The sequence below is a fragment of the Streptomyces sp. Y1 genome, assembly GCF_041053115.1.
Classification (GTDB): Bacteria; Actinomycetota; Actinomycetes; order Streptomycetales; family Streptomycetaceae; genus Kitasatospora; species Kitasatospora rubellomurina.
In genome coordinates this window covers 2,018,826-2,043,115 of record NZ_CP163445.1, presented here as the reverse complement: position 1 = coordinate 2,043,115, position 24,290 = coordinate 2,018,826, and the positions used below count along the sequence as shown (strand labels likewise).

At 73.1% G+C, this 24,290-nt stretch carries 19 protein-coding genes; 9 read left to right on the top strand and 10 right to left on the bottom strand.

What is annotated here, in order from left to right; all coding sequences use genetic code 11:
- Nucleotides 1-61 precede the first annotated feature (61 nt).
- From AB2U05_RS08470 to AB2U05_RS08460, 3 genes are all read left to right on the top strand, one after another.
- A complete protein-coding gene (locus AB2U05_RS08470) occupies nt 62-754 on the top strand; it encodes a helix-turn-helix domain-containing protein (RefSeq protein WP_369182912.1) in 693 nt (230 codons plus the stop codon).
- Between the two features lie 109 nt (nt 755-863).
- On the top strand, nt 864-1,970 hold the full coding sequence (locus AB2U05_RS08465; RefSeq protein ID WP_369182911.1) for an alpha/beta hydrolase family protein: 1,107 nt from the start codon (nt 864-866) through the stop codon (nt 1,968-1,970).
- 788 nt (nt 1,971-2,758) lie between these two features.
- Nucleotides 2,759-4,030, top strand: a complete 1,272-nt coding sequence (locus AB2U05_RS08460) for a hypothetical protein (RefSeq protein ID WP_045704015.1) — start codon at nt 2,759-2,761, stop codon at nt 4,028-4,030.
- Between the two features lie 82 nt (nt 4,031-4,112).
- Here AB2U05_RS08460 and AB2U05_RS08455 read toward each other — a convergent pair whose 3' ends face one another.
- The 9 genes from AB2U05_RS08455 to AB2U05_RS08415 form a co-directional block, all read right to left on the bottom strand.
- The gene (locus AB2U05_RS08455; RefSeq protein WP_045704033.1) at nt 4,113-4,940 is read right to left on the bottom strand and encodes a phosphatidylcholine/phosphatidylserine synthase; all 828 of its coding nucleotides are present in this window, start codon (nt 4,938-4,940) and stop codon (nt 4,113-4,115) included.
- Nucleotides 4,941-4,980: 40 nt separating this feature from the next.
- A complete protein-coding gene (locus tag AB2U05_RS08450; RefSeq protein ID WP_045704017.1) occupies nt 4,981-5,673 on the bottom strand; it encodes a phosphatidylserine decarboxylase in 693 nt (230 codons plus the stop codon).
- Nucleotides 5,674-6,310: 637 nt separating this feature from the next.
- Entirely contained in the window at nt 6,311-7,513 is a 1,203-nt protein-coding gene (locus tag AB2U05_RS08445; RefSeq protein WP_045704018.1) for an acyl-CoA dehydrogenase family protein, read from the bottom strand.
- A gap of 163 nt (nt 7,514-7,676) precedes the next feature.
- Nucleotides 7,677-8,180 (bottom strand): MaoC family dehydratase, encoded by a 504-nt coding sequence (locus tag AB2U05_RS08440; protein WP_045704019.1) that lies wholly within the window; start codon nt 8,178-8,180, stop codon nt 7,677-7,679.
- A gap of 2 nt (nt 8,181-8,182) precedes the next feature.
- The gene (locus tag AB2U05_RS08435; RefSeq protein WP_045704035.1) at nt 8,183-9,145 is read right to left on the bottom strand and encodes a CoA ester lyase; all 963 of its coding nucleotides are present in this window, start codon (nt 9,143-9,145) and stop codon (nt 8,183-8,185) included.
- A 26-nt stretch (nt 9,146-9,171) separates the two neighbouring features.
- Nucleotides 9,172-11,202: a protein meaA gene (locus AB2U05_RS08430; protein ID WP_369182910.1), complete on the bottom strand. Its 2,031-nt coding sequence runs from the start codon at nt 11,200-11,202 to the stop codon at nt 9,172-9,174.
- Nucleotides 11,203-11,212: 10 nt separating this feature from the next.
- Nucleotides 11,213-12,550, bottom strand: a complete 1,338-nt coding sequence (gene ccrA, locus AB2U05_RS08425; RefSeq protein ID WP_045708892.1) for a crotonyl-CoA carboxylase/reductase — start codon at nt 12,548-12,550, stop codon at nt 11,213-11,215.
- Between the two features lie 383 nt (nt 12,551-12,933).
- Entirely contained in the window at nt 12,934-13,854 is a 921-nt protein-coding gene (locus tag AB2U05_RS08420) for a TetR family transcriptional regulator (protein ID WP_045699380.1), read from the bottom strand.
- A 224-nt stretch (nt 13,855-14,078) separates the two neighbouring features.
- On the bottom strand, nt 14,079-15,854 hold the full coding sequence (locus tag AB2U05_RS08415; protein WP_369182909.1) for a 3-hydroxyacyl-CoA dehydrogenase family protein: 1,776 nt from the start codon (nt 15,852-15,854) through the stop codon (nt 14,079-14,081).
- A 518-nt stretch (nt 15,855-16,372) separates the two neighbouring features.
- Here AB2U05_RS08415 and AB2U05_RS08410 point away from each other — a divergent pair.
- From AB2U05_RS08410 to AB2U05_RS08395, 4 genes are all read left to right on the top strand, one after another.
- Nucleotides 16,373-17,830, top strand: coding sequence for a glutamine synthetase (locus AB2U05_RS08410; RefSeq protein ID WP_369182908.1), 1,458 nt, complete (start codon nt 16,373-16,375; stop codon nt 17,828-17,830).
- A gap of 3 nt (nt 17,831-17,833) precedes the next feature.
- Nucleotides 17,834-18,967, top strand: a complete 1,134-nt coding sequence (locus AB2U05_RS08405; RefSeq protein ID WP_369182907.1) for an amidohydrolase family protein — start codon at nt 17,834-17,836, stop codon at nt 18,965-18,967.
- A 238-nt stretch (nt 18,968-19,205) separates the two neighbouring features.
- On the top strand, nt 19,206-20,702 hold the full coding sequence (locus tag AB2U05_RS08400) for a S8 family serine peptidase (protein ID WP_045699386.1): 1,497 nt from the start codon (nt 19,206-19,208) through the stop codon (nt 20,700-20,702).
- A gap of 192 nt (nt 20,703-20,894) precedes the next feature.
- Nucleotides 20,895-21,215, top strand: a complete 321-nt coding sequence (locus AB2U05_RS08395; protein ID WP_045699388.1) for a hypothetical protein — start codon at nt 20,895-20,897, stop codon at nt 21,213-21,215.
- Between the two features lie 6 nt (nt 21,216-21,221).
- Here AB2U05_RS08395 and AB2U05_RS08390 read toward each other — a convergent pair whose 3' ends face one another.
- A complete protein-coding gene (locus AB2U05_RS08390) occupies nt 21,222-22,115 on the bottom strand; it encodes a HipA family kinase (protein ID WP_369182906.1) in 894 nt (297 codons plus the stop codon).
- 100 nt (nt 22,116-22,215) lie between these two features.
- Here AB2U05_RS08390 and AB2U05_RS08385 point away from each other — a divergent pair, with 100 nt between their 5' ends.
- Nucleotides 22,216-22,656, top strand: a complete 441-nt coding sequence (locus AB2U05_RS08385) for an SRPBCC family protein (RefSeq protein WP_369182905.1) — start codon at nt 22,216-22,218, stop codon at nt 22,654-22,656.
- A gap of 165 nt (nt 22,657-22,821) precedes the next feature.
- Nucleotides 22,822-23,976 (top strand): glycosyltransferase, encoded by a 1,155-nt coding sequence (locus AB2U05_RS08380; protein ID WP_045708889.1) that lies wholly within the window; start codon nt 22,822-22,824, stop codon nt 23,974-23,976.
- The last annotated feature ends 314 nt before the right edge of the window (nt 23,977-24,290 follow it).

Below are 24,290 nucleotides of genomic sequence, written 5' to 3'. Positions count from 1 at the left end.
CCGGCCGCTTCGTGGCTTCGGCACCTGGGCCCGGCCCGCCGCTCGCCCCTACCGTTCGGCCATGCGCCGCAGACAGCCCCCGGCCCCGCTCCCGGTGCCGTTCTCGCCCGCCGCCGCCCGCTCCCACCGCACCGGCCTCGGCCTGACGCCCGAGCAGGTCGCGGAGGGACTGGCCGCACACGGCGTCAGGTTGCTGCCCGCCCACGTGCGCGCCTGGGAGAGCGGTGAGCTGCACCCGGACGAGACGGAGCTGGTCGCGCTCGCCCGGGTCCTGTGGTGCACCGCCGCCCAGCTGATGGGCACCCGCCCGGTGGGGCTGCGCGACCACCGGCTGACCCGCGAACTGACCCAGCAGGCGGCCGCCGGCCGGATCGGCGTCGCCCTGCCCGTCTACCGGGAGGCCGAACGGACCGGCCGTTGGGAGGGCGACGCGGCCGCGACCCGCGCCCTGGCGGAGACGCTCGGGCTGGCCCCCGCCGCCCTCGTCGAGGCCACCGGCCGCCGGGACGCCCTCGACCGGCTGCTGCGGCGCTGCGTGGACGGTCGCTGGCAGGCGCACCTGGCGGCCGTCGCCCGGATCGTCCCGGCCGACCGCGACGACCTGGCCGCCGCCCTTGCCACCCTCCATCAGGAGCACGCCGTCCCCGGCCACTGGGGCGCCCCGGGCGTCAGACCCGTCGCCGGGCGCCTCACCGACCGCTTCCTGGAACTCCTGGCGACTTCTCGGCCACCGGACCACCGAAATCCCGCCTGATCCCCCGTCCCCGTGCCCCGGACGGCCCAGCCCGGTGGCCCGGCGCGCCGCCCGCCGGTGAACTGGTGCACGAACACCGCCCGGACCGACCAGCAGAGCGGGGAACGAAATGCGTTGGGGAACCGCAGCCGTCGTGGCGGCCGCCGCCGTAGGGGCCGCCGTCCTGGTGGTCGGTCGCAAGGCCTCGGAGCGGATGGTGCGGCCGGAGACCGCCGCGCCGGAGTCCGGGCCGCTCGTCGTCCAGCGCCTCGCCGCCGGCCGGGTCACCTTCACCCGCCGCCCGGAGAGCCTGCGCCCCGGCCGCTGGGCGGTCGAGTGGGAGGGCGGCGGCCACGCCGTCGTCGAGGAGGTGCTGCACAGCGACGCGCAGGGCGTCACCCGGCGGCTCGTCCGGGCCGACCGGGGCACCCTGGCTCCCGGCACCGAGGTCCGCTTCACCCCGCGCGTCCTGCTCGGCGACCCGACCACGGCGCTCGGCCTCCCCTTCACCGGGACCACCGCCGAGGGCGAACTCGGCGACCTCCCCGCCTGGTACGTCGACGGCAAACGCGGCACCTGGGTGATCCTGGTGCACGGCCCCGGCGCCGACCGGCAGCAGACGCTCCCGGTGCTCCCCGTCCTGGACCGGCTCAGCATGCCCGCGCTGGCCGTCACCTACCGCGGCGACGAAGGTGCCCCCGCCTCCCCGGACGGGCTCAGCCACTTCGGCGAGACCGAGTGGCGGGACGTCGAGTCGGCGATCCGGCTGGCGCTCGACAACGGCGCGGGCAAGGTCATCCTGTACGGCTGGTCGGTCGGCGCGACCATGGTCCTGCAGGCCGCCGCCCGCTCCGCCTGGTCGCACGCCGTCCGCGGCCTGATCCTGGACTCGCCGGTGCTGGACCTCCAGGCCAGTGCCCGGCGCGACGCCCGCCGGGCCGGCTGGTCCGGCGCCGTCGCCGAGCTCGGCGCGCTCGCCGCCCAGGGCCGCACCGGCGTCGACCTCGCCGACTTCGCCCGCATCGCCGAGGGCGCCGACCTGCACGTGCCCACCCTGCTGCTGCAGAGCCCGGACGACCCGATCGCCCCGCTGCGGGCCGCCGAGCACCTCGCCCACGCCCGGCACGACGTGGTCAGCCTCCAGGCCTTCCCCGGCGCCGACCACGCCGCGCTGTGGAACTCCGCCCCCGAGCGCTACACCGAACTCCTCCGCCGCTGGCTCACCCCCCTCCTGTGATCTCCTGTGATCTCCTGTGAGCTCCCAGGAACGAATGCGAAAGCGCGGGAAGTCGGACCGGCCGACTTCCCGCGCTTTCGCCGCTCCCGAACCCGGTTCGTCCGTGGCCGATCTTCGGCGCTCGCCCGGCGGTTCGCACCGCACGGGAAGTCGATGCCCGCTTCTTCATTCGCTTTCCCGCCGCCCCGTTGTGCGCGAGAAGTCGGCCCTGTCGACTTTCCGTGCGGAACGCGGAACGCGGAACACGGAACACGAAACGCGGAACCCGAAACCGATGGGTCCGATTTCCGCCCCGCCCGTCCGACTGCCCGTCCGACGTCCCGTCCGACGGCCCGGGCGGCTCCGGCGGGCGCCCGTACACGGAGCGTGACCGCCCGGTCGGGCACCGCGACCGACCCCCGCACCCTGGCATGGACCCGCCACACGTTTCCGGCCAGCCGGTTTGCCACTGTTGCCCGATCTTGCGGAGGTGCCGTCCGGGCGCGTCCGGTCGTACGGACAACCGGATGTGACAGAAGGCCCGTGCAAGGGGAAGACTGCTCGACGTGACGTCTCGGAACCCGCGCGACCGTGATGCCCCGCTCCAACCGACGATCGGTACCGGTGCGACGGTGACCCGTCTCCCCGGTACGGCCCACCGGCCAGCCGGTGGCAGGCCGGGCGGGGCCGGTGTACCCAGGCCCGGCGTACCCCGCCGACGGGGCCCGGCCCCGGCGCCCGGGCGGGGCCGGGTTCCGGTCCCGGAGGGCTTCCCCGCCCCCGCCGAGCTGGCGCCGCTGGCCCGCCGGATGCTGGTGGACGCCGTGCGGATCGCCCGCTGGGCCGGCGATCTGGAAGAGGTCGACAAGCGCGGCGAGCTGCTGCCCGAGGACGCCCGCGCCGCGGGCCGCGCGCTGGCGATGACGGTCGGCGCCGCCGCGAAGGCCTGGGGCCAGGCCCTGCTGGTCGGCCTGGTGGAGGCCCGGGACGGCGGAGCCGGCCCCGGCTGGCGCCTGCACGCCTGGGAGCACGACGACGAGGCCGTGGTGCGCGGCTGGTCCGCGCTGTTCGACGCCTGGACGCTGCTCGCGCCCGTCCCGCCCGCCGCCCTGCGCGGCGTGTTCGCCGTCCTGGCCGGCCAGGCCGTCGACCAGGCCCCGCAGCTGCTGTCCTTCCTGCACCTGGTGGACGGCCCGGTCGCCGACGTCGAGCTGCTGGAGCTGCTGCGCCGCGGCCTGGACGAGCGCCGCGTGGGCGGCGCAGTCGGCCCGGGCATCTCGCCGGTGCCGCACGCGGCCTCCGCCGTGTCGGCCGTGCGCGGCACCTGCCGGGAGCCGCAGATCGACACCCCGGCCGCGCCGTCCGACGTGGCCGCCGTACTGGACTGGATGCTGGACGGCCTGGCGGCGGTCGGCGCGGTGGTCCGCGCGGACGACGCCGCCGAGCTGTCCCCGCTGGGCCACTGGGCGGTGCGGGCGAAGCTGGAGGAGATCTGCACCGTCGCGCAGACCGCGGCCGGGCACATCGAGCAGAGCGCCTTCGAGCTGCTGAACGCCTGCGCCGACTACTCCCCGGGCCCGGCCCGGGCGGAGTACCGGGCCTGGGTGGCGGCCCGTCCCGCGGACCGCGCGGTGGCCGAGCTGCTGGACGCGGCCCAGGGCGACGACGCGCTGGTGCGCGGCCTGGCCTTCGAGGCGCTGCGGGTGGCCGGCGGCCCGGCGGAGCAGGCGGTGCGGGCGGCGGTGGACGAGCCGGTGCTGCGCCCGTACGCGCTGCTGTGGCTGGCCGAGCGCGCGGACGAGGGGGTCTCCCCGGCGGACGTGCTGGGCGCGGAGGACGCGGCCTGGCTGTGGGTGGACACCGCGGCGGCGGTGCTGGACCACGGTGAGACGGAGCTGCTGGTCGGGCACGTCGAGGGCGCCTCGGCCGGCGACCCGGTGCGGCTGTTCGCCCGGGCCCGGCAGTCGGGTCACCCGCGCGCGGCCTCGGTGCTGACGGCGGTCTCGGGCGTGCACCCGGACCCGGGCGTGGCGCGGGCCGCCCGCCGTTCCGCGTTCAGCGTCCACAACGGCGGCGCGTAGCGGTCGGCGCAGACGGAAGGCAAACGGAAGAAGGGCCCGGAACCACCAGGTTCCGGGCCCTTCCGCGTGCAGGCGATCGGTCTCAGCCGAGCCGCGACTCCGCCCGCCGGGCGCGGACGTCGCCGACCTTCTGCCCGACCTTGCGCCGGATGACCAGCAGCGGCGCCATCGCGGCCAGCGTGATCTGGGCGAACGCGCCGACGTGCAGCAGCGCGTCGCCGCCCGGCAGGCCGGTCGCCCAGGCGGCCAGGCAGCCGATGGAGACGACGATCCAGCAGAGCGTCGCGGTGGCCAGCAGCCCCTGCGGCTTCGGGTACTCGATCCGGCTGACCATCAGGTACGCGGCGCCGAAGATGGCGAGCAGACCGAGCTGGAACGGCGGGTCGAGCAGCACGATGGCGATCACCGTCATCGCGCCCATCGGGCAGGGCATGCCCTGGAACACCCCGGGCCGCATCTTGACGGCCGAGAAGCGGGCCAGCCGCAGCACGACCGCGAGCAGCACGGTCAGCGCGATGAGCGCCGAGAGCTTGCTGCTGGAGCCGGTCGACGAGACCATGCCCCAGACCGCGACGAAGTAGGCCGGCGCGATGCCGAAGCTGATCAGGTCGGCCAGGTTGTCCAGTTCCGCCCCGAGGGCCGAGGAGCGCAGCTTGCGCGCCACCAGGCCGTCGAAGAGGTCGCACATCGAGCCGATCAGCAGCAGCGTGACCGCGGTGGCGGCGCTGTGCCGGTCCGGAGCGGCGTCCGGGTTGGTGATGTGCGGGACGAGGACCCCGGTGGTGATCGAGTAGATCGCCAGGAAGCCGCAGACGGCGTTCCCCAGGGTCAGGAAGTCGGCGGTGGACAGGTGCTGCGGAGAGCGCGGGGCGCGCAGCTCGCGGTCGCGCGCCCAGCGGCGGCGGCGCAGGGACGTCTCCTCGTCGTCCAGGCCGACGATTGTCTCAGGATCAGTCACGGTCAAGGCGCGTCACCCCGGCTGTGGTCTTCTGGCCGACCTCGACGCCGACCTCGACGCCGGCCGGCAGGTAGGTGTCGACCCGGGACCCGAACCGGATCAGGCCGATCCGGTCTCCCTGCTCGACCTTGGTACCGGCGGCCACGTACGGCACGATGCGGCGGGCCACGGCCCCCGCGATCTGGACCATCTCGATGTCGCCGAGTTCGGTGTCGAAGTGCCAGACGACCCGCTCGTTCTGGTCGCTGTCCTTGTTGAACGCGGGCACGAAGCCGCCCGCGACGTGCTCGACCGACGTCACCGTGCCCGGAAGGGGCGCGCGGTTGACGTGGACGTTGAGCGGGCTCATGAAGATCGCGACGCGGGTGCGGCCGTCCGGCCAGGCGTCGATGCTCTGCACCACGCCGTCCGCGGGGGAGATCACTCTGCCCGTGCCGATCTCACGCTCGGGGTCGCGGAAGAACCACAGCATGCCCGCGCTCAGCGCGCAGGCGGGGACCGCCGCCAGGGCCCACTTGCCGCTGCGCCGGGTGAGGGCGGTGGTCACGGCGGCCGTGGCGAGGGTGGGGACGAACCAGGGGGTGGCTCCGCGCGCGATGGTCACGCGGGGTCGCCGACCGGCCGTCCGGGCTGCGAGGACGTCGCGGTCCGTGACGGAGGTGTGAGGGGACGGGCTGATGGGCATCGAAGACCTTTGTCGCGGGGGATCATGGCCGCTGGACGGGGGGCCACCGCGGGATCGGTAATAGAGGGACGGCTTGCTGTCCCGGTGGATGCTATCGGGAGCACACGGTGGGTGGGCAACCCGCCTGCTCGTTCATGTGTCCGGCGGGAGCGCGTACAGGCACCCACCTCTATGACCGTAGCTCGGCCCGCTCCGGTTCCCAAGGGACCGGACGCGGCTGGTGACTCTTGTCTCAGCGGCGGAGCGGGCTGAACCCGCCGGGGCAGCGGGGGGTCGAGGGGCCGGGGGAAACGGCCGGGACGCCCGGAAACGGGTGTACGGAAGCGGCCGCAGGGCGCGTTGCTGCAGCTGTACGCCCTGCGGCCGCTTCCGGAGGGCCGTGCCGGACCCAGGCGGACCAGGCCGGGCCCGTGACGGGGCACGGCGCTCTGCCGGGGCGGGCCCGCACGCCCGTCTCCCGGCTGTTCGCGGGGGCCGCGGGCGTTCCCCGCCCGCGGCCCGGTGATCGGAAGGCGACCGATCGGCGACCGATCAGCGATCAATCGGCGATCGATCAGCGATCAACCAGCGATCGAACCGCGACCGCGCGGTGATCGCCCGCTGATCGACCGGTGATCATCCGGTGATCGGAGGCCGATCACTCGGCGATCTTGTACTCCTCGAGGAGCCGGCGCCCGACGATCATCTTCTGGATCTCCGCAGTTCCTTCACCGATGAGCAGCATCGGGGCCTCGCGGTAGAGGCGCTCGATCTCGTACTCCTTGGAGAAGCCGAAGCCGCCGTGGATGCGGAAGGCGTCCTCGACGACCTCCTTGCAGTACTCGGAGGCCAGGTACTTGGCCATGCCGGCTTCCAGGTCGTTGCGCTGGCCGCTGTCCTTCTTGCGGGCGGCCATGACCATCATCTGGTGCGCGGCCTCGACCTTGGTGGCCATCTCGGCCAGCTTGAACTGGATGGCCTGGTGCTCGGCGATCTTCTTGCCGAAGGTGGAACGCTGCTGGGCGTAGGAGATGCCCAGCTCGAAGGCGCGGCGGGCGACGCCGCAGCCGCGGGCGGCGACGTTGACGCGGCCGACCTCGACGCCGTCCATCATCTGGTAGAAGCCCTTGCCGGGGACGCCGCCGAGGACGCGGTCGGCGGGGATCCGGACGTCCTCCAGCACCAGCTCGGTGGTGTCGACGCCCTTGTAGCCCATCTTCTCGATCTTCCCGGGCACGGTGAGGCCGGGCACGGTCGGGTTCGGGCCGAAGCCGGCCGTCTTCTCGATCAGGAAGGTGGTCATGTTCTTGTACGGGGTGCTGCCGCCCTCGTCGGTCTTGCACAGGACCGCGACCAGGGTGGAGGTGCCGCCGTTGGTGAGCCACATCTTCTGGCCGTTGAGGACGTAGAAGTCGCCGTCCTTGACGCCCTTGGTGGAAATGGCGGAAACGTCCGAGCCGAGACCGGGCTCGGACATCGAGAAGGCGCCGCGGAGCTCGCCGGCGGCCATCTTCGGCAGGAAGTAGTCCTTCTGCTCCTGGGTGCCGTGGGCGTTGATCATGTGCGCCACGATGAAGTGGGTGTTCACGATCCCGGAGACGGACATCCAGCCGCGGGCGATCTCCTCGACCACCAGGGCGTAGGTGAGCAGGGACTCGCCGAGGCCGCCGTACTCCTCGGGGATGGTGAGGCCGAACAGCCCGAGCTGCTTCATGCCCTCGACGATGGCGGTCGGGTACTCGTCCTTGTGCTCCAGCTCGGTCGCGACCGGAATGATCTCCTTGTCGACGAAATCCCGCACGGTGGCGAGGATGTCCCGCTGGATCTCGGTGAGGCCGTCGGTCTGTGCCAGGCGTCCCATCGTGCGGCTCCGATTTGTTCTGAGGGTCCGGGGGGGGGGGATTGCCGGGGGCCCTGCCGGCGTGGCTGCGGCAGCAGGGCCCCCGTTCCGGGTGGGGGTCGGCCGATGACGGCGGCCTCCCCGTCCGGGGTCTTTCTTTTCGGGAGGAGCTCTTCGGGAGGAGTCAGGAGAGCGGGGTGGGGCGCCCGGGCTGCTCGCCGCCGCGCTCCTTGATGTACGTCTCGGTCGGCACCATCACCTTGCGGCGGAAGATGCAGACGACCGTGCCGTCCTGCTTGTACCCCTTGGTCTCGACGTAGACGATGCCCCGGTCGTCCTTGGACTTGGAGGGCCACTTGTCGAGCACGGTGGTCTCGCCGTAGATGGTGTCGCCGTGGAAGGTCGGCGCGACGTGCCGCAGCGACTCGATCTCCAGGTTGGCGATCGCCTTGCCGGAGACGTCCGGGACGGACATGCCGAGCAGCAGAGAGTAGATGTAGTTGCCCACCACGACGTTCTTGCCGAAGTCCGTCGTCTTCTCCGCATAGTTGGTGTCCATGTGGAGCGGGTGGTGGTTCATGGTGAGCAGGCAGAAGAGGTGGTCGTCGTACTCGGTGACCGTCTTGCCGGGCCAGTGCTTGTAGACCGCGCCGACCTCGAACTCCTCGTAGGTGCGTCCGAACTGCATGATCAGGCCTCCGGGGCTTCGAACTTCGAGGTGCGCTGCATGCCGGCGGCCCGGCCCTTGCCGGAGATGACCAGGGCCATCTTGCGGCTGGCCTCGTCGATCATCTCGTCGCCGAGCATCGCGGAGCCCTTGAAGCCGCCGGCCTCGGAGGTGCACCAGTCGTAGGCGTCGAGGATCAGCTCGGCGTGGTCGTAGTCCTCCTGCGAGGGCGAGTAGACCTCGTTGGCGATGGCGACCTGGTCCGGGTGCAGCACCCACTTGCCGTCGAAGCCGAGCGCGGCGGAGCGGCCGGCCACCTCGCGGTAGCCCTCCGCGTTGCGGATCTGCAGGTACGGGCCGTCGATGGCCTGCAGGTCGTTGGCGCGGGCGGCCATCAGGATGCGCATCAGGATGTAGTGGTAGGCGTCGGCGTGGTAGCCGGGGGGCTGCTCGCCGACCACCAGGGACTTCATGTTGATCGAGGCCATGAAGTCGGCCGGGCCGAAGATGATGGTCTCCACGCGCGGCGAGGCCTCGGCGATCGCGTCGACGTTGATCAGGCCCTTGGCGTTCTCGATCTGCGCCTCGATGCCGATCTTGCCGACCTCGAAGCCCATGGTCTTCTCGATCTGGGTGAGCAGGAGGTCGAGCGCCTTGACCTGCTCGGCGGTCTGCACCTTGGGCAGCATGATGCAGTCGAGGTTCTGGCCGGCGCCCTCGACGACGGTGATCACGTCGCGGTAGGTCCAGTGCGTGGTCCAGTCGTTGACGCGCACGACGCGGGTCTTGTTGCCCCAGTCGCCGTTGTTGAGGGCGTCGACGATGTTGTGCCGGGCGCTCTCCTTGACCAGCGGGGCGCAGGCGTCCTCCAGGTCGAGGAAGACCTGGTCGGCCGGCAGGCCCTGGGCCTTCTCCAGGAAGCGCGGGTTGCTGCCCGGTACGGCGAGGCAGGAGCGGCGCGGGCGCAGTCGGTTGACAGCAGTCATGGAAATCGAGGGTTCCTTCCCAGTGGTCAGCTGGTTGCCGCGGTCGGTGCGGGCGTCCACGGCTGGAGCTTGTTGGCCAGCCGGATCTCGTCCACGATCCGGCCGATGATGGTGGTGATGCCGAAGTCCTTCGGGGTGAACACGGCGGCGACGCCGGCGGCCTTGAGGGCCTCGCCGTCCGCTGCCGGGATGATGCCACCCACGATCACCGGAACATCCTCCACCCCGGCCCGGCGCAGCCGCTTCAGCACGTCGGGGACGAGCTCGGAGTGCGCGCCGGAGAGGATGGACAGGCCCACGCAGTGCACGTCCTCCGCGACGGCGGCGGAGACGATCTGCTCCGGGGTGAGCCGGATGCCCTGGTAGACCACCTCGAACCCGGCGTCGCGGGCCCGTACGGCGATCTGCTCGGCACCGTTCGAGTGCCCGTCCAGGCCGGGCTTGCCGACCAGCAGGCGCAGCTTCCCGGCGCCCAGCTCCTCGGCGGTGGCGGCCACCGCGTCGCGGACCTGGGCGAGTTCGCCGCCGGGCTCGGCGGCCACGGCCACCGGGGCGCCGCCGACGCCGGTGGGCGCCCGGTACTCGCCGAAGACCTCGCGCAGGGCGAAGGACCACTCGCCGGTGGTGACGCCGGCCCGGGCGCAGGCGAGGGTGGCCGGCATCAGGTTGGCGTCGGTGGCGGCGACGGCCTTGAGCTCGGCGAGCGCCTGCTGGGCGGCGGCCTCGTCGCGGCTGCCGCGCCAGGCCTCCAGGTTGGCGAGCACGGACTGCTCGGAGGCCGGGTCGACCACCATGATCGCGGTGTCGAGGTCGGCCGTGAGCGGGCTCTCCTCGGTGGTGTCGAAGCAGTTGACGCCGACGATCTTGTCCTCGCCGGCCTCGATCCGGGCCCGGCGGGCGGCGTGCGAGGAGACCAGGTTGGACTTCAGGTAGCCGGACTCGACGGCCGGGATGACGCCGCCCATCTCCAGCACCTTGGCGATCTCCGCCTCGGCACCGGCCAGCAGTTCGGCGGTCTTGGCCTCGATCACCTCGGAGCCGTTGAAGATGTCGCCGTACTCCAGCAGGTCCGACTCGTACGCCAGCACCTGCTGGATGCGCAGCGACCACTGCTGGTCCCACGGCCGGGGCAGGCCCAACGCCTCGTTCCAGGCGGGGAGTTGGACGGCGCGGGCGCGGGCGTCCTTGGACAGCGTGACGGCCAGCATCTCCAGCACGATCCGCTGGACGTTGTTCTCCGGCTGGGCCTCGGTCAGGCCGAGCGAGTTGACCTGCACGCCGTAGCGGAACCGCCGCTGCTTCGGGTCGGTGACGCCGTAGCGCTCCCGGGTCACCTTCTCCCAGAGCCGGCCGAAGGCGCGCATCTTGCACATCTCCTCGACGAAGCGCACGCCGGCGTTCACGAAGAAGGAGATCCGGGCGACCACCTCGCCCATCCGCTCGGCCGGCACCTGGCCGGAGTCGCGGACGGCGTCGAGCACCGAGATCGCGGTGCACATCGAGTAGGCGATCTCCTGGACGGGCGTCGCCCCGGCCTCCTGCAGGTGGTAGCTGCAGATGTTGATCGGGTTCCACTTGGGGATGTTGCCGACCGTGTAGGCGATCATGTCGGTGATCAGGCGCACCGAGGGGCCGGGCGGGAAGACGTGCGTCCCGCGCGACAGGTACTCCTTGACGATGTCGTTCTGGGTGGTGCCGGTGAGCCTGGCGATGTCCGCGCCCTGCTCCTCGGCGACCACCTGGTAGAGCGCCAGCAGCCACATCGCGGTGGCGTTGATCGTCATGGAGGTGTTGGTCTGTTCGAGCGGGATGCCGTCGAACAGGGTGCGCATGTCGCCGACGTGCCCGACCGGGACGCCGACCCGGCCCACCTCGCCGCGGGCGAGGATGTGGTCGGAGTCGTAGCCGGTCTGGGTCGGCAGGTCGAAGGCGACGGACAGGCCGGTCTGGCCCTTCGCCAGGTTCCGCCGGTAGAGCGCGTTGGAGTCGCTCGCGGTGGAGTGCCCGGCGTAGGTCCGCATCAGCCAGGGGCGGTCGCGCTTCTGAGGCTCAGTCATCTGGTCCGTCTCACACGTTCCGGAAGCGGTTGATGGCGTCGATGTGCTGGGCGCGGAACTCGGCGTCGCGCACGCCCAGGCCCTCCTCGGGGGCCAGGCAGAGCACGCCGACCTTGCCCTGGTGCTTGTTGTGGTGCACGTCCAGGGCGGCCTGGCCGGTCTCCTCCAGCGAGTAGACCTTGGACACGGTGGGGTGGATCTTGCCCTTGGCGATCAGGCGGTTGGCCTCGAACGCCTCGCGGTAGTTGGCGAAGTGCGAGCCGACGATGCGCTTGAGCGACATCCACAGGTAGCGGTTGTCGTACTGGTGCATGTAGCCGGAGGTGGAGGCGCAGGTGACGATGGTGCCGCCCTTGCGGGTGACGTACACCGAGGCGCCGAAGGTCTCCCGGCCCGGGTGCTCGAAGACGATGTCGACGTCCTCGCCGCCGGTGAACTCGCGGATCTTGGCGCCGAGGCGCTTCCACTCGCGCGGGTCCTGGTTGTTCTCGTCCTTCCAGAACTTGTAGCCCTCGGCGGAGCGGTCGATGATCGCCTCGGCGCCCATGGCCCGGCAGATCTCGGCCTTCTGGTCGCTGGAGACCACGCAGATCGGGGTGGCGCCGCCGGCCAGCGCGTACTGGGTGGCGTACGAGCCGAGGCCGCCGCTGGCGCCCCAGATCAGCACGTTGTCGCCTTGCTTCATGCCGGCACCGTTGCGCGAGACCAGCTGGCGGTACGCGGTGGAGTTGACCAGGCCCGGGGAGGCGGCCTCCTCCCAGGTGAGGTGCTTGGGCTTGGGCAGCAGCTGGTTGGTCTTCACCAGCGCGAGCTGGGCCAGGCCGCCGAAGTTGGTCTCGAAGCCCCAGATGCGCTGCTCCGGGTCCATCATCGTGTCGTTGTGGCCGTCCGGGGACTCCAGTTCGACCGAGAGGCAGTGCGCGACGACCTCGTCGCCGGGCTTCCAGGCGTTGACCCCGGCGCCGGTGCGCAGCACCACGCCCGCGAGGTCGGAGCCGACGACGTGGTACGGCAGGTCGTGGCGCTTGGTGAGCGGCGACAGCCGGCCGTACCGCTCCAGGAAGCCGAAGGTGGAGACCGGCTCGAAGATCGAGCTCCAGACGGTGTTGTAGTTCACCGCGCTGGCCATGACGGCCACCAGGGCCTCGCCGGGGCCGAGTTCGGGCAGGGCCACCTCGTCGAGGTGGAGGGACTTGCGCGGGTCCTTGTCGCGGCTCTCGAGGCCGGCGAACATCTGCTCCTCGTCCTTGTGGAGCGTCACGGCCCGGTAGGACTCGGGGAGCTTGATGGCCGCGAAGTCCGCCGACGTGGCGTCGGCGCTGAGGATCGCGTCGAGGATTTCCTGCATGGCTGCCTCCGAAGGCGTACCTGTGTGAGGGACACAGGGCGTCTGGGGGAGCCGGGAGCGGACACCGGCTTCGCTGGGACGACGGGTGGTGGGCTGGTCAGTTCGGGTGCCCGGGGTGGATCGGGCGGGTACTGGCACTGCTCCCGGGGTGTGGGAACGCCGGACGACGGCGCGCCGAGGTGGGGAGCCGCGGCGCCGCGACTGGTGAGTAACAAGGTAGTGGCACCCTGTGCCAGGCGTAAAGACACCGGGTGTCACGAATTTCGACCCCCCGGAGAGGCCTGGAAGGGCACGCGACGCGCGTCGCACGGGCATGCGAAAGGCCCGCGTCGACTGCTCGACGCGGGCCCTCGATATCGCTCTGACCTGCTCTTATGTGGGGTTCAGGAGTCCCGGGCGCCGCTCAGTGCGGCCCGGATGCTGTCGACCACCACGTCCAGCGGAGCGTCCGTCCGGGCGACTGTGATGAGCACCTCACCTCCAGGGCTGGCACTCAGTGCGCTTTCCGCCACCGCCTCCCCGAAGGTCCCACTGGCACCCGGTGCCACCAGGGAGCCGCGGCGCCTCGCACCCGGCGCGCTGGCAGCCCAGAAGGTCCGCCGGATCACCTCGAAGGAGTGGTCCAGCTGCGCCTCCACGTCCCCCCGGCCGCCGGCCCGCAGCCAGCGCCGCAGCACGTGGTTGTGCGCCGCGACGACCGCCGCCGCCGACACCTCGGCCAGCATCGAGTCGTCCTCGCCGCCGATCTGCCAACCGGTCGGGATCGGCTCGCCGGTGTCGAAGCGGCCCAGCAGGTAGCGGGTGAACAGCCGCTCGTAGCGGGCCACCACGGCGATCTCCCGCTCGCGCAGCGCCGGGACCTGCCGGATCAGCTGGTACCGCGCCACCGACACCCCCGGCGTGGAGGCGTACATCCGCAGCACCTCCTTGATGCCGCGGCAGACCACGTCCAGCGGGTGCTCCTCCGGCTCGGCGCTGGCCAGCAGGTCGGCCACCCGGATCAGGGTGTCGTCGTGGTCCGGGAAGATCGCCTCCTCCTTCGACCGGAAGTACCGGAAGAAGGTGCGCCGGGCGACTCCGGCGGCGGCCGCGATCTGGTCGACCGTGGTCTCCTCGTAGCCCTGCGAGGCGAACAGGTCCATCGCGGCCGTGGCCAGGTCCTGGCGCATCTGCTGGCGCTGGGCCGCCGCCCGGCGGCTGCCGGGCCCGCCGTCCGGTCCACTGCCCCCGGTCGCGGAGGCCGTCCGGTCGCCGCCGCGGGGGCCGGCGGGGTGCTGCGGGGTGGCTGACTGAACCCGATCCATGCCCGGAACGCTACACGGCCCGGGCGCAGGGGCCGCGGCCCTTCCCCGCCGTACCGGCGCGACCGGGCCGGTCACGGCCGGGCGCGGCCAGCGCGCGGAGACCGTGCCCGGGGCCCAGCCGGGCCGGGCGGCGCCCAGCGGCGCCGCGCCGTTGCCGTGGGCGGCGCCACTGCTCTGCGGCCCGGCCGGGCCGGGCGACGGCGAGGCGCCGCTCTGAGGCGTGGTCACCGGCGCGCGTGGTCGCGGAAGCCGCGGCCGGTCTTGCGGCCCAGGCAGCCCGCCGCGACCAGGTGCTCCAGCAGCGGCGCCGCGGCCAGGCCGGGCTCGCGGAACTCCTGGTGCAGCACCCGCTCGATGGCCAGCGAGACGTCCAGGCCGACCACGTCCAGCAGCTCGAACGGGCCCATCGGGTAGCCGCAGCCGAGCTTCATCGCGGTGTCGATGTCGTCGACCGTCGCGTAGTGCTCCTGCAGCATCCGCACCGCGTCGTTCAGGTAGGGGAACAGCAGCGCGTTGACGATGAAGCCGGCCCGGTCGCCGCACTCCACGGGGTGCTTGCGCACCTTCGCGGTCAGCTCCAGCACCGTCGCCGTGACCTCCGGCGCGGTCAGCACGGTGGAGACCACCTCGACCAGCTTCATCGCCGGCGCCGGGTTGAAGAAGTGCATGCCGATCACGTCCTGCGGCCGCGAGGTGGCGGTCGCGCAGCTGATCACCGGCAGCGAGGAGGTGGTGGTGGCGAGCACCGCGCCCGGGCGGACGACCTTGTCCAGGGTGGCGAACAGCTCCCGCTTGACCGCCAGGTCCTCGGCGACCGCCTCGACCACCAGGTCGACGTCCGCCAGCTCGGAGTACTGCCCGACCGGGGTGACCAGCGCCAGCGCGGCGTCCCGCTGCTCGGCGGTCATCCGGCCCTTGGCGACCGAGCGCTCCAGCGACCTGGCCAGCTGCTCCTTCGCCCGGTCCGCCTTCTCCTGGCTGCGGGCGGCCAGCAGCACCGGGTGCCCGGCCTTGGCGAACACCTCGACGATGCCGGTGGCCATGGTGCCCGAGCCGCAGACGCCGACCGTGCGCACCTCGCGGCCCGGCCCCTTCGGCCGCGCCGGCCCGGTCGCCGCGTCCACCGGCTTGGACGAGCCCGGCGCCTCGTACGCGTAGAAGCCGCGCCCCGTCTTGCGGCCCAGCAGCCCGGCCGCGACCAGCTGGCCGAGGATCGGCGCGGGCGCGTGCAGGCGGTCCCGGGACTGCTCGTACATCGCCTCCAGCACGGTGCGCGCGGTGTCGATGCCGATCAGGTCGAGCAGCGCCAGCGGGCCCATCGGCAGGCCGCAGCCGAGCCGCATCGCGGCGTCGATGTCCTCCCGGGAAGCGTACTTGGACTCGTACATCGCGGCGGCCTGGTTCAGGTACGCGAAGAGCAGGCCGTTCACCACGAAGCCGGCCCGGTCGCCCGCCGCCACCGGCTCCTTGCCCAGGTCGCGGGCGAAGGCGGCGGCGTCCTCGGCGGTCTGCGGGGAGGTCAGCACCGTGCGGACCACCTCGACCAGCTTCATGCTGTGCACCGGGTTGAAGAAGTGCAGGCCCAGCACCCGCTCCGGACGGGCGGTGGCGGCGGCGATCCGGGTCACCGGGAGCGCGGTGGTGCCGGTGGCCAGCACGGTGGACGGCGGGCAGATCCGGTCCAGCTCGGCGAAGACCTCCCGCTTCAGCTCCAGCTGCTCGGGCACCTCCTCGATCACCAGGTCCGCCTCGGCGGCGGCCGCCAGCTCGTGCCCGACGGTGATCCGGGCCAGCAGCGCGGTGCGCTCCTCGGCGGTGATCCGCTCCCGCTCGACGGCGTGCGCGGTCGCCTCCTCGATCCGGGCCAGGGCCCGGGCGGCGGAGTCCTCGCCGGCCTCGATGCCGATCACCCGGCGGCCGCTCTTGGCGACGGCCACCGCGACACCGGCACCCATCGTGCCGAGGCCGACGACCGCGACCGTGGGGAAGGGACGCTCCATGTCCTGACTCCTAGTCATGAAGGGCCCGCGCGTGCTCCGGCGGGCGGCCGGCGCACCCCGTCGACGGAAACGCCGTCGACGAACGGGCACGCGGCCGCCGCCGGAGGAGGGTCCACGCGCGGGGGCTGGGGAGATGACGGTTCCGGCGCACCCGGGCGGCGGCCGGTCCGCTCCGGCCGTACAGGGGGTGTGCCGTGCTGTACAGGCGCTCAGGTGTGAAGGAAGCGACGCTGGTACGAGACGGGGATCCGGTCGGCCGCCGTGCGCGGCACCGGCCGGTGAAGACGCACCGCGCGAGCGCCGTGGACGCACGGCGACGCGGATCCCGCCGGTGCGGCTCCCGAAGCCCGGCGGTGGTGCGTGCGGCCACTGTAGCGAAGCTACTCACCGGTAGGAAGGGGTCCGACCTGGAAAATCATGGTCCGCTCCCCGAACGGGTGAACGGGTGGACGGTCGTCCGTTTGGACCACTCGATAGGGGAGTTACCGAACCCGGGGGAGCGGGGCAGCATGGGTGACATGACCACCGGAACGAGCACCGGGTCGGCCGCCCGGGCCGCCGACCCCGCACCCGCGACCGCCGCCGCCGTGGCCGCAGCCGCGACCGCCGTCGCGCTGCCCCCGCGGGCCGAGCGCGCGGCCAGGGCCGAGGACGCCGCCGACCGGCTGCGCACCTCCGCCGTCGAGGCGGTGGCCCTCACCTGGATCGACAACGCGGGCATCGCCCGGGTCAAGGCCGTCCCGCTCGCCGGCCTGCGGCACGCCGCCGAATGGGGCGTCGGCGCCGCGCCCTGCTTCGACGTCTTCCTCGCCGACGACGCGACCACCACCAGCACCCACATCGGCGGCCCCACCGGGGACCTGCGGCTCTACCCCGACCTCGACCGGGCCGTCCCGCTGGCCGCCCAGCCCGGCTGGGCCTGGGCCCCCGCCGACCGCTACACCCAGGCCGGCGAGCCGCACCCCGGCTGCCAGCGGCTGTTCGCCCGCCGGACGGAGGCCGCCGCGGCCGCGCGCGGCCTGAGCCTCAAGGCCGGCATCGAGGTCGAGTGGGTGGTCGCCCTCACCGGGAGCCCGGCGGAGCCGCCGGTGTACCCGACGGACGGCCCCGCGTACGGGATGCACCGGCTCACCGACCTCTCCGACTACCTGCGCGACGTCCTGCGCGCCCTCGGCAAGCAGGGGCTGACCGTCCTGCAGGTCCACCCCGAGTACGCCCCGGGCCAGTTCGAGGTCTCGGTCGCCCCCGAGGGCCCGGTCGCCGCCGCCGACACCTCCGTCCTGGTCCGGCACACCGTGCGGGCCGTCTCCGCCGCGCACGGCCTGCGGACCTCCTTCGCCCCCGTGGTCGAGGCCGGCGCGGTCGGCAACGGTGGGCACCTGCACCTCAGCCTCTGGCGCGACGGCCGCAACCTCGGCCACGGCGGCCCCGGCCCGCACGGCCTCACCGCCGAGGCCGAGGCCTTCCTCGCCGGGGTGCTCGACGCCCTGCCCGAACTGCTGGTGCTGGGCTGCTCCAGCCCCGCCGGGTACCTGCGGCTGGTGCCCCAGCACTGGGCCGGCGCCTACCGGTGCTGGGGGCTGGAGAACCGCGAGGCCGCGCTGCGCCTGGTCACCGGCTCCACCGGGGAGCGGGCCGCGGCGGCCAACGCCGAGGTCAAGTGCTTCGACGCCAGCGCCAATCCGTACCTGGCGGTCGGCGGGGTGCTCGCCGCCGGCCTCGCCGGGCTGGACCGCCCCCGCGCCCTGCCGCCCGAGCTGACCGGGGACCCGGCCGAGGCGCCGCCCGGCACCGTCCCCCGGCTGCCGGGGAGCGCGCTCGAGGCGCTGGCCGCGTACGAGCGCTCGGCGGTGCTCCGCGAGGCGCTGGGCGAGCCGCTGTACGAGGCGGTGCGCGCCGTGCGCCGGGCCGAGGCCGAGCAGTACGCGGCGGCCGCGCCCGAGGAGGTGGCCGCGGCCACCCGCTGGCGGTACTGAGCGGTGGGCCCCGATCCGGCGGCCGGGCTCGCGGTACCGGCGCTGGTCGACCACCACTGCCACGGCGTGGTCGCGGCCGAGCTCGCCGACGACGCCCTGGCCGGGCTGCTCACCGAGTCCGACCGCCCGCCGGCGCCCGGCTGTTCGCCCTTCGACAGCGCGCTCGGCCTGGCCGTCCGGCGCTGGTGCCCGCCCGCGCTCGGCCTGCCCGCGCACGCCCCGGCGGCCGTGTACCTGGCGCGGCGCCGGGAGTTGGGGGCCGCCGAGGCCACCCGCCGGCTGCTCGCGGCCGCCCGGCTGGACACCTGCCTGGTCGACACCGGCCTCACCGCCGCGGCCGGCCACGCCCTGCTGCCGCCGAGCGAACTCGCCGAGGCCGCCGGCGCGCTGGTGCGCGAGGTGGTCCGGCTCGAAACGGTCGCCGAGGCGGTGCCGGCCGGCGCCGGGGACTGGCCCCGGGCCGTCGCCGAGGCGCTGGCGGCCGCCGCCACCGGCGCCGTCGCGGTGAAGTCGGTGCTCGCCTACCGGCACGGCCTGGCCGTGCCCGCCGAACGGCCCGCCCGCGCGGCCGTGGTGGCCGCGGCCGGCGCCCGCCTGCGCGCCGGGCGCACCCGGCTCACCGACCCGGTGCTGCTGCACCACCTGCTCTGGACGGCCGTGGACGTCTGCGCCGAGCTGCGCCTGCCGCTGCAGCTCCACACCGGCTTCGGCGACCCCGATCTCGACCTGCACCGCGCCGACCCGTCGCTGTTGGCCGATTTCGTACGGGCCGCCGAGCCCGGCGGCGTCCCGCTGGTGCTGCTGCACGGCTACCCCTACCACCGGCAGGCCGGCTGGCTGGCCCAGGCCTTCCCGACCGTCTACACCGACCTCGGGCTGACCGCCTCCTACACCGGCCCCCGGGTCGCGGCGGTGCTGGGGGAGATGCTGGAACTCGCGCCGTTCGGGAAGCTGTTGTTCTCCACCGACGCCTACGGGCTGCCCGAGTTGTTCCTGGTCGGGGCCGAACAGTTCCGCCACGGCCTGGGCGCGGTGCTGGCCGACTGGCAGGCGGACGGCGCCTGTTCGGCCGCGGACGCCCGCCGGATCGCCGAGCGGATCGCGGCCGACAACGCACGCCGGCTGTACGCCCTCTAGCGCGTCCCGGCCGGTGCCGGATCCCGCGTCGGCTCGTCGGCGAACCATCACTTTTTAACAATCTTCTTTTCTGTTGCGCATGTTGACCTGCGAACTTCCCTGGGGTGCTCATGGTCAAGATGTGACGATTAGATGACTACCTCTTGCGCTTATAAGCCAATCTTCATTAGCGTCCCGGTCATTCCCTGTGCACCTGCCACCGCAGCTGCCGCATGACGACTCGGGAGGGCCTACCCCTATGAGAGTTTCTCGGATCAGCCGGACCCGGTACGCGGCGGTGGGCCTCGTGCTCGCCACCGCCGGCGCCCTCGCGCTGCCGGCCGGCAATGCCGTCGCGGCCCCCGCGGGCGACCCGACGACCGGTCCGCTGCTCAGCTACGTCGTCAACACCAAGGCCAACCACGGCCAGGTGCAGAAGGTCGAGCAGGCCGTCAAGAGCCTCGGCGGCACCGTTGTCTACTCGTACGAGCAGATCGGCGTCGTCATCGCCCGCTCGAACGACACCAAGTTCGCCGAGAAGCTCCGCCTCGCCAAGGGCGTCGACTCGGTCGGTGCCAGCCGCACCAAGGGCATCACCGCCGCCGACCAGGGCAAGGCCGAGGTCGCCGAGGCGCCGACCGGCACCAACGCCGCCGCCCCCGGCCAGGAGCCGTACGAGCCCAACCAGTGGGACATGCGCCAGATCGGCGTCGACAAGGCGCACAAGATCTCGCTCGGCAGCCGTGACGTCACGGTCGGCGTGCTGGACTCCGGCATCGACGGCACCCACGAGGACCTGGCCGCCAACATCGACGCCGCGCAGTCGGTCTCCTGCATCGACGGCGGCAAGCCGAACACCGACTGGAAGGCCTGGCAGCCGGGCCCGGACGGCGACCACGGCACCCACGTGGCCGGCACCATCGCCGCCGCCAAGAACGGCAAGGGCATCGTCGGCATCGCGCCGAACGTCAAGCTGGCCGCGGTCAAGGTCGTCGACGACGGCGGGTTCATCTACCCCGAGTACGCCATCTGCGGCTTCGTGTGGGCCGGTGAGCACCACTTCAAGGTGACGAACAACAGCTACTACGTCGACCCGTGGATGTTCAACTGCCCGAACGACAAGGACCAGTCGGCCATCTCGGACGCCGTCCGCAAGGCCGTCGCCTTCTCGCAGCGCAAGGGCGTCCTCAACGTCGCCGCGGCGGGCAACGAGAACATCGACCTGGCGCACAAGACCGTTGACGTCTCCAGCCCGGACGACACCACCAAGACCACCCGCCCGGTCACCAACGACTGCCTGTCGCTGCCGACCGAGCTGCCCGGCGTCATCGCCGTCTCCTCGGTGGGCGCCAACGGCGACAAGGCCTACTACTCCAGCTACGGCAAGGGTGTCGTCACCGTCACCGCGCCGGGCGGCGACCGCCGCTACCAGATCCCGGACACCCCGGACAAGAACGGCCGCACCCTGTCCACCCTCCCCGGTGGCAAGTACGGCTACATGCAGGGCACTTCGATGGCGTCCCCGCACGCCACCGGCGTCCTCGCGCTGCTGGCCAGCACCTTCCCGTGGGCGAGCCCGGAGGAGCTGACCGAGATGCTGACCAGCCAGGCCGAGTCCAAGCCGTGCCCGACCGGCGACTTCAACCCCGGCGGCGCCGGCGAGTGGAAGGCCACCTGCGAGGGCGGCGCGGACGACAACGGCTTCTACGGCGCCGGCCTCATCAACGCCGAGAAGGCCGTCCAGTGGTGGCGCTGACGTCGCCGACGCACTGACGTCGCCGACGTGCGGACGCACTGACCGCGGCGACACCTGAACACTGAGGCGGGGAGCGGGGCCCACTGGGTCCCGCTCCCCGCTCGGTTTTGAGTACGGCTACTCAGGCCCGGGCCGCGGCCGCCGGCCAGGATGAGTCCGTCACCAACGGAGTCGTCACAGGAGTCGATCGACATGGCACGGACCCTTTCCGGCAAGCGGAACCCGCTCGGTCTCGCCCTCGGCGTCGGCCAACTGCTGCTCGCCGCCCCGATGTTGGCGACGCTCGCGACCGGCGGTCTGGTGATCGCGGTGATGGGGATGGCCGCCGGCTCCTCGGCGGTCGTGGCCGTGCCCGCCGCCCTGCTGATGCTGCTGGGCCCGCTGCTCGGCCTGGGCCTGGCGCTCCTGGTCACCCGGGTGCACGACGTCCCCCGGCACGTCGTGTTCCCGGTGATCAGCTTCGGCCTGCTGCTCGGCACCGCGATCGAGTACGTCGGCATCTTCCAGCAGTAGGCTCCGTCACTCGAAGTGGTGCTCCCAGACCGTCTCGACCGCCGGCTTGCCGTGCAGGTCCGGCACCTCCTGGAGCCAGGCCGGCCGCCCGGCCCTGGTCCTGGCCGCGCGCCGCAGCTCGGCCTCGCGCAGCTGCTCGGGGGTGGCGAAGCCCTCCGGCAGCCACTGCTCGGAGAGCACCGCGCGGGCCGCCAGGTGCGTCACGTACGCGTGCCGGACGGCGTCCGCGGAGTCGAAGCCGGGTTCGTCGGCCAGCCACTCGTCCGGGACGAGGGCCAGCACCTCCTCCAGCAGCGGGACGGTGACCAGCGGCCCGAGGTCCTCGTCGGCCAGCCGGACGTCCGGGGCCGAGGAGCCCAGCGCGTGCGCGCTCAGGTCGTACCGCTTGCCGACCGCCGCCTCGGCGCCGGCCCAGCGGTGGTGGAAGATCAGCGCGGCGCCGTTGTCGATCAGCCAGACCCGCCCGTGCCAGACCACCAGGTTGGGGTTGTGCACCGTGCGGTCGACGTTGCCGGTGAGCGCGTCCAGCCAGACCACCCGCCCGGCCTCCGCGGAGTCCACCGGGACCATCCCCGGCCGGTAGTCCCGCGCCCCGGGCAGCAGGTCCATCCCGAGGTTGAGGCCGCCGCTGGCCCGGAGCATGTCCTGGATCTCGGTGTCCGGCTCGTCCGCCGCCACCGCCGGGTCGAAGTCGACCAGCCGCAGCTCCGGCACCCGCAGCCCCAGCCGCCGGGCCAGCTCCCCGACGATCACCTCGGCCACCAGCGCCTTGCGGCCCTGCGCGGCCCCCGTGAACTTGACCACGTAGGTGCCCAGGTCGTCGGTCTCCACCACACCGGGCACCGAGCCGCCGGCCCGCAGCGGATCGACGTAGCGCACTGCTGTCACCTGATCGAGCACACCGGCCACCCTACCCGCCGCGTCACGGGCCGACCGCTGTGATTGGCTTGCCGCAGAGCGGTACGGACAGCGGTACCCCCCACATGAGGAGAGCAAGGCCATGGGACAGGTGCAGGCCACCACCGAGCGGACGTACGACGCCGCTCCGGAGCGGGTGTACGAGGCGCTGGCCGACTACCAGGTGACCCGCCCGAAGCTGCTGCCCGCGCAGTACAGCGAGTACGAGGTCCGGGTCGGCGGCACCGGCGCCGGCACCCAGGTGCACTGGCGGCTGCAGGCCACCGAGAAGCGGGTGCGCGACTGCCTGTTCACCGTGTCGGCGCCGAAGCCCGACCAGCTGGTGGAGAAGGACGCCAACTCCAGCATGGTGATCACCTGGACGGTCGCGGCGGAGGGCGAGGGCCGCACCAAGGTCACCGTCACCGCGACCTGGCAGGGCGCCACCGGCATCGGCGGCTTCTTCGAGCGCACCTTCGCCCCCAAGGGCCTGAACCGCATCCACGACCAGGTGCTCGCGAACCTGGCCGCCGAGGTCCGCTGAGGTCCTCCCCCCGGGCGTGTTCGGCGGGGAGCGCCGCTCGCTCGGGGATTCGAATGGTCCGCCCACCCGTACGAGCCGAAAGCCGTACGGGTGGACGGCCCGCCACCTCCGGGTGACGAGGGCGGCCCGGCACGGGGGAGCGACCCTAGGCTCGCCGCCGTGCATATGACGATCCTTCACGTTTCGCAGCCGGTGGACGGCGGAGTCGCCCGCGTCGTCGTCGATCTGGTCCGGGGGCAGCGGGAGGCCGGCCACCGGGTGCTGGTCGCCTGTCCGCGCGGCGGCCGCCTGGCCGCGGAGGCCGCCGCGGTCGGCGCGCTGGTCCGGGACTGGCCCGCCGACCGGTCCCCGGGCCCGGCCACCGCCGCCGAGGCCTGGCGGCTGCGCCGGATCGTCCGGGCCGCCGGGCCCGACGTGGTCCACCTGCACAGCGCCAAGGCCGGGCTGGCCGGCCGGCTGGCCGTGCGCGGCGCGGTGCCGACCGTCTTCCAGCCGCACGCCTGGTCCTTCGCCGCCGTGGACGGCGCGCTGGCCGCCGCCACCCTGCGCTGGGAGCGCTTCGCGACCCGCTGGGCGCAGCGCCTGCTGTGCGTCAGCGTCCAGGAGCGGGCGGACGGCGTGGCCGCCGGGGTGCACGCCGACTGGGCGGTGGTGCCCAACGGCGTGGACGTGCGCCACTACGCACCCGCCGACCGCCGGGCCGCCCGGATCGCGCTCGGCCTGGAGCTGGACGCCCCGCTCGCGGTCTGCGTGGGCCGGCTGTGCCGGCAGAAGGGGCAGGACGTGCTGCTGGCGGCCTGGCCGGAGGTGCTGCGCCGGGTGCCGCAGGCCCGGCTGGCGCTGGTCGGCGGCGGGCCGGAGGAGCAGCGGATCGCGGAGCTGGTCCGGGAGACGGCCGAGCCGGCCCGGGTCCGGCTGGTCGGGGACGTGGCGGATCCGCGCCCGTGGCTGGCGGCGGCCGACCTGGTGGTGCTGCCCTCGCGCTGGGAGGGCATGGCGCTCGCCCCGCTGGAGGCGATGGCCGCGGCCCGCCCGGTGCTGCTGACGGACGTGCCGGGGGCGCGGGAGTGCCTGCCGCCCGCCGAACGGGCGCAGTCGGTCGTCCGCGCGGAGGATCCGGACGCGCTGGCCACCCGAATGGCCGAGGCCTTGTCCGATCCGATCGAGTGCGAGCGACGCGGCTCCCGGCTGCGCGAGCACGTGTCGGCGCGGCACGACGTGCGAACCGTGGTCGAACAGGTGGACGGCCTCTACCGCCATCTGCTTGGGGCCGGCCCGGCTGCCGGGCGGCGCCGGACCCGTGTCCCGGAGCGGATCTGATCGTTTCACATGCCGTGAATGCCCGCCGCCGAGGCGTGGTCCTATTCGCACCCGCAACCGGATTCTCGGGCGGGGTGGCAAATCAGAAATACCTATTAATGGGCGGCTGGAATGAAACGGCAAGTCACCTTCCGGCCCGTCAGGTTCGGTTCGGTATTGTCTGATTTTGCCTGCTTCATTTCGTTTTCACGCTGGGAATTCGCGATCGATCCAATCGCGACCGAGTCCACTGCGACCGCCGCCCTCGCGAGCGAACCGAAAGCCGCCAGCGGCAGCAGGTGCAGTCAGGACCGCGCCCACCGGGCCGGGACGGC